5 protein-coding genes and 1 other annotated feature are annotated in these 5,094 nt (G+C 42.9%); of the genes, 1 reads left to right on the forward strand and 4 read right to left on the reverse strand.

The features are described from left to right. The 3 genes from LD39_RS12900 to LD39_RS12910 all read right to left on the reverse strand — a co-directional run. Positions 1 to 183 (reverse strand): hypothetical protein (locus LD39_RS12900; protein ID WP_156112640.1); only part of this gene is annotated, 183 nt, incomplete at its 3' end. Positions 184 to 271: 88 nt separating this feature from the next. After that, a complete protein-coding gene (locus tag LD39_RS12905; RefSeq protein ID WP_035547424.1) occupies positions 272 to 1,555 on the reverse strand; it encodes a folylpolyglutamate synthase/dihydrofolate synthase family protein in 1,284 nt (427 codons plus the stop codon). A gap of 59 nt (positions 1,556 to 1,614) precedes the next feature. Next, positions 1,615 to 4,257 (reverse strand): valine--tRNA ligase, encoded by a 2,643-nt coding sequence (locus LD39_RS12910; protein WP_035547427.1) that lies wholly within the window; start codon positions 4,255 to 4,257, stop codon positions 1,615 to 1,617. A 59-nt stretch (positions 4,258 to 4,316) separates the two neighbouring features. Further along, positions 4,317 to 4,542: a binding site (T-box leader), on the reverse strand. 91 nt (positions 4,543 to 4,633) lie between these two features. On the opposite strand from LD39_RS12910, the gene LD39_RS12915 reads away from it, so the two are divergent. Continuing rightward, positions 4,634 to 4,831 (forward strand): hypothetical protein, encoded by a 198-nt coding sequence (locus LD39_RS12915; RefSeq protein ID WP_369793240.1) that lies wholly within the window; start codon positions 4,634 to 4,636, stop codon positions 4,829 to 4,831. On the opposite strand, the gene LD39_RS12920 is transcribed toward LD39_RS12915, so the two are convergent. Beyond that, on the reverse strand, positions 4,828 to 5,094 hold a 267-nt coding region (locus tag LD39_RS12920), incomplete at its 5' end, for a LysM peptidoglycan-binding domain-containing protein (protein WP_035547433.1). The two genes, LD39_RS12915 and LD39_RS12920, sit on opposite strands and share 4 nt — an antisense overlap.

Raw genomic sequence — 5,094 nt, forward strand, 5'->3', positions numbered from 1 at the left:
CACGGGGTTGTCACCTACTTGCAATGGAAAAAGAGCTACAATGGATGCAAGAATGATGAATGCTGAAATTTCCAACCCATTTCCGGCAATTGTCGGCTCAAGAGTTTGGTAAAGAACAAACAGGCTGCTCGGCCATAAGATGAGCCAAGCCATCCATACAGCGATCTTTTTTTGCTTTGTCATTCTTGCACCTCGCTTCTTTTCAAGGGTTCCATCAAACACGCTCATGATAGAATTTTCAGATAACTAAAATGTACCATACCCGGTTTGTTTATTCAAAATATTTCCTTATTTCGGAAATGAAATACAGGGAACCGGTAATCAATACGATTCCGTCTTTCTCAAGATTTTTTGTCGCCGCATCCACAGCTTCCTTATAATCTTCTATAGCGGTTTGCTTAGATATTGGAGATAGTTCTACTAAAACCTCAGCAGGGACCGCGCGCGGAAAATCAAAGGTCGTAAAGTAAGCCTGATCCACCACTTCAGAAAGCTTCAACAACATTTTTTCGACCGGTTTATCTTCTAAAGCAGCGTAAACTAAATGCACCTTTTTTCCTTTATAATGTCTTTTCATTGTATCAACTAATGCAACCGTACCTTCTTCATTGTGAGCTCCATCAATAATGGTTAAAGGTTGGAGACGTACCGTTTCAAAACGGGCTGGCCATGAAGTTTTCAATAAGCCGCTGCTATATTTGGATCGATCTACGTCTAACCCTTCTGAATTTAAATACTCCATCACTTGAATGGCCAGGGAAGCATTTTCTACTTGATGCCTACCTTTCATCCTGCTGACAAATTCTGTTGATCGGTAAGTTTTATTATGAAAGACAAACCTTTCGCCTGAAGCTACACTCTCAATATGTTCTACAAAAAAGTCTTGATCAAGGATGGATAATTCAGCCTGCTGCACAGACGCCTGATTTCTAATAACGCTTAGTGCTTCAGGTTGTTTGGCACCACATATAACAGGTTTTCCGCGCTTGATGATTCCCGCTTTCTCTTCAGCAATTTGCCCGATTGTTGATCCTAAGATATTGATATGATCACGGCCGATATTCGTAATGATACTCAGAAGAGGATTGATGATATTGGTTGAATCGTACCGTCCTCCGAGCCCTGTCTCAAAAACAACAAAATCAAGCTTCTGCCTCGAAAAATACATCATGGCCATCGCAGTAATCACTTCAAATTCAGTCGGTTCTCCCAATGAAGTTCTGGCAAGCTCTTCAGACAAAGGCTTCAATTCCTCCACCAGCACCGCTAATTCCTCATCTTCAATGGGGTGACCATTGATACTAATTCGTTCGTTGAACCTTACAATATAAGGCGATGTAAAGGTACCGACTTGATAGCCTTGAGTTTGTAGGAGATTTCTAAGAAAGGATACCGTTGACCCTTTCCCATTCGTTCCAGCGATATGAATGGCCTTCAGTTGTTCTTCTGGATGATCGAGCCGGCTCATCATCCATTCCATCCGCTTTAAACCAGGTTTCACTTTAAACTTTTCTCTTGAATGGATCCAATCGATCGCTTCTTCATAGTTTGTCATGCTGCATCCCTCGCTTCAAAAACGGGAGAGTACCCATAATGAATACTCTCCCTCGTCTCTTATGCTTTTAATTCTTCAATGCGGGCTTCTACTTTGGCACGCTTATCTAAATAATCTGTTTCTTTCTTACGCTCTTCTTCAACGACATGGTCAGGAGCTTTACTGACAAAGCCTTCATTTGCAAGTTTCTTCTGAACACGTTCCACTTCTTTATCCCACTTTTTCCAATCTTGCTCTAAGCGTTTGATCTCATCTTCAATGTTGATCAAACCGGCCAGTGGAAGATAAAGTTCTGCTCCCGTAACAACCGCTGACATCGCTTTTTCAGGGGCTTGAAGGTCTGTAGAAATCGTCAATTCACTAGGGTTACAGAATCGCTCAAGGTAATCACGATTCTTTTCTAGTTCTTGAACGACCTCTTCATCCTTCGCTTGAATCATCAATTGAATTTGTTTAGACATCGGCGTATCTACCTCAGCACGAATATTACGTACAGAACGGATAATAGATACGAGTCGATCCATTTCATTTACAGCTTGTTCGTTATGGAATTCATCATGAACGTTCGGCCATGAAGCCTGTGTAATAGACTCCCCATCATGAGGAAGGTGCTGCCAGATTTCTTCTGTAATGAAAGGCATAAACGGGTGAAGCATACGCATCGTTTGATCCAACGTATAAGCTAGGATCGAGCGAGTTGTAAGGATACGTGCTTCATCTTCTCCATACAGTGGAAGTTTCGCCATTTCAATATACCAGTCACAGAAATCATCCCAAATAAAGTTGTACAAGTGGCGACCTGCTTCACCAAATTCATACTTATCGATATTTTGGGTTACTTGCTCGATGGTTTGATTCAGGCGAGTAAGAATCCACTGATCGGCTACAGATTTTTCGCCGCTCAAATCGATATCTTCGTATTTCAGATCACCCATATTCATAAGAGCAAAACGGGATGCGTTCCAAATCTTGTTCGCAAAGTTCCACGTTGATTCTACTTTCTCCCAGTGGAAACGTAAATCCTGACCTGGAGAGGAACCAGTCGATAAGAAGTAACGCAGGGAATCCGCTCCGTACTTATCGATGACATCCATCGGATCGACACCATTCCCAAGGGACTTACTCATTTTACGACCATCTGCATCACGTACTAGTCCATGAATAAGAACGTCTTCGAATGGACGATGGCCGGTAAATTCAAGGGATTGGAAGATCATTCGGCTTACCCAAAAACCGATAATGTCATAACCGGTTACGAGTACATTGGTCGGGAAGAAGCGCTGAAAGTCTTCACTTTTCTCATCGGGCCAGCCCATTGTAGAAAACGGCCAAAGAGCGGAAGAAAACCACGTATCCAATACATCTTCATCCTGGGTCCAGTTTTCTTTATCTTTCGGTTCTTCTTTTCCTACATAGATTTCTCCTGTTTCTTTATGGTACCAGGCTGGAATACGGTGTCCCCACCATAGCTGACGAGAAATACACCAGTCACGCGTGTTTTCCATCCAATGTAAGTACGGTTTCTCGAATCGATCCGGCACAAAGTGAACTTTATCATCGCCTTTTTGAAGGTCAACAGATGCGTCTGCCAGTGGTTTCATGTCCACAAACCATTGAGTGGACAAATACGGTTCGACAACGGCCCCGCTTCTCTCGGAATGACCAACGGAGTGTTGATGCTCTTCAATTTCGAACAAGACGCCTTGCTCTTGTAGATCCTTAACGATTTGCTTACGGCATTCAAAACGGTCCATCCCTTTATATTTGCCTGCATTTTCATTCATGCTGCCGTCTTCATTCATTACAAGCACACGCTCTAAGTTGTGACGATTCCCAATCTCAAAGTCATTCGGATCGTGAGCGGGAGTAATTTTAACAGCTCCAGATCCAAATTCCATATCAACATAATCGTCAGCTACGATCTCAATTTCACGCCCCACGATCGGCAGAATGGCTTTTTTACCAATCAGATGCTTGTAACGATCATCTTCAGGGTGAACGGCGATAGCTGTATCACCTAACATCGTCTCTGGTCGTGTGGTCGCAATTTCGATGGTTTCTTCTTCATCTTTCAGTGGATAACGCATGTGATAGAATGCTCCTTGAACATCCTTGTACTCCACCTCGATATCAGAAAGAGCGGTCTTGGTTTGCGGGTCCCAGTTGATGATATATTCACCACGGTAAATCAGCCCTTTTTCGTAAAGTTTTACGAAAACCTCTTTGACCGCTTCAGATAACCCTTCATCAAGAGTGAAACGTTCGCGGGAATAATCTAACCCTAGACCAAGCTTTTCCCACTGGGTTCGAATGAACTTCGCATACTCATCTTTCCACTCCCAGGATTTCTCCAGAAACTTCTCGCGCCCAAGGTCATGACGGTTTACTCCTGATTCACGGAGCTTGGCATCCACCTTCGCTTGCGTAGCAATTCCTGCATGGTCCATACCAGGAAGCCACAATACATCATAGCCCTGCATACGCTTCACGCGGGTCAAAATATCTTGTAATGTTGTATCCCATGCGTGACCTAAGTGCAGTTTCCCTGTCACGTTCGGCGGGGGAATGACAATCGTATAAGGGTCTTTATCTTTGTCTCCAGTCGCTTCAAAAAATTTACCGTCTACCCAATACTGATACCGGTCTTTTTCAATTGCGGCTGGATCGTATTTTGTGGGCATTGAAAGATCTTTTTGTTCCATTTCGATCTTCCTCCTTTTATGTTCTTTTTCTAAAAAATAAAAAATCCCTTTCGTCCTAGATAAAGGACGAAAGGGATTGATTTCCGTGGTACCACCTTAATTTACAGGATATACTCCTCCTGTACACTCGACTAAAATAACGGCTTCTAACCGGCTTCTCCTACTCATATTCAAAGAAGCTGCATCAAGGGCGACTTCCATCAACAGGGTTCCTGGAAAACTCTCAGCGTTCGTTTTCCTCTCTGAAGGAAATGTTCATGTACTATTCCCCGTCACGGCATTTCACGTATAAACATCCTAATACATATTGTATATAGAAATATCTATTTTAGTCAACTGTTTATAAAAAATAGGCATCCACACAACAAAAAAGGAGGTGAAGCAATTGAGCCGCTTTTACCGTTATCGATTACCACCATGGTGCCGAACATGGCTGATCGTCATTGAAACAGCCTTGCTTCCCATTATGATCTTTCAAGCATTGAGAACAATCTTCTGGCCTACAACGTTTGATATCTTTCTATTAGGTATTATCATAGGAGTGTTCATCGCTTTTAAATACAAATGGTTCTAGTTAGGGATATAGACGATCTGTCCAGGAGATACATCCCCACGGTACTCATTGACCCGCTCCAGCTGTTTGATCGATACTTCATATTTTGCAGCGATCGACTCCAGCGTTTCATCCTCCTGGGCAATATACATTTTCATTTGAGCATAAGAATCCTCCCGATTAGGGAAAAGGTGCTTGAATATTTGCTTGATGCCGTCCATTCCACCAGGAGCTTCCTTAGATTCCTCTGACTCTGATGATTCCGAGGAACTGCTCTCCTTCAT

It is taken from the genome of Halobacillus sp. BBL2006 (genome assembly GCF_000786645.1).
In the GTDB taxonomy this organism is placed as follows: Bacteria; Bacillota; Bacilli; order Bacillales; family Halobacillaceae; genus Halobacillus.

Excerpts from the sequence above, each read along its gene's own strand:
- LD39_RS12905 (WP_035547424.1), bottom strand. The coding sequence starts at position 1,555 with ATGACAAACTATGAAGAAGCGATCGATTGGATCCATTCAAGAGAAAAG.
- LD39_RS12910 (WP_035547427.1), bottom strand. The coding sequence starts at position 4,257 with ATGGAACAAAAAGATCTTTCAATGCCCACAAAATACGATCCAGCCGCA.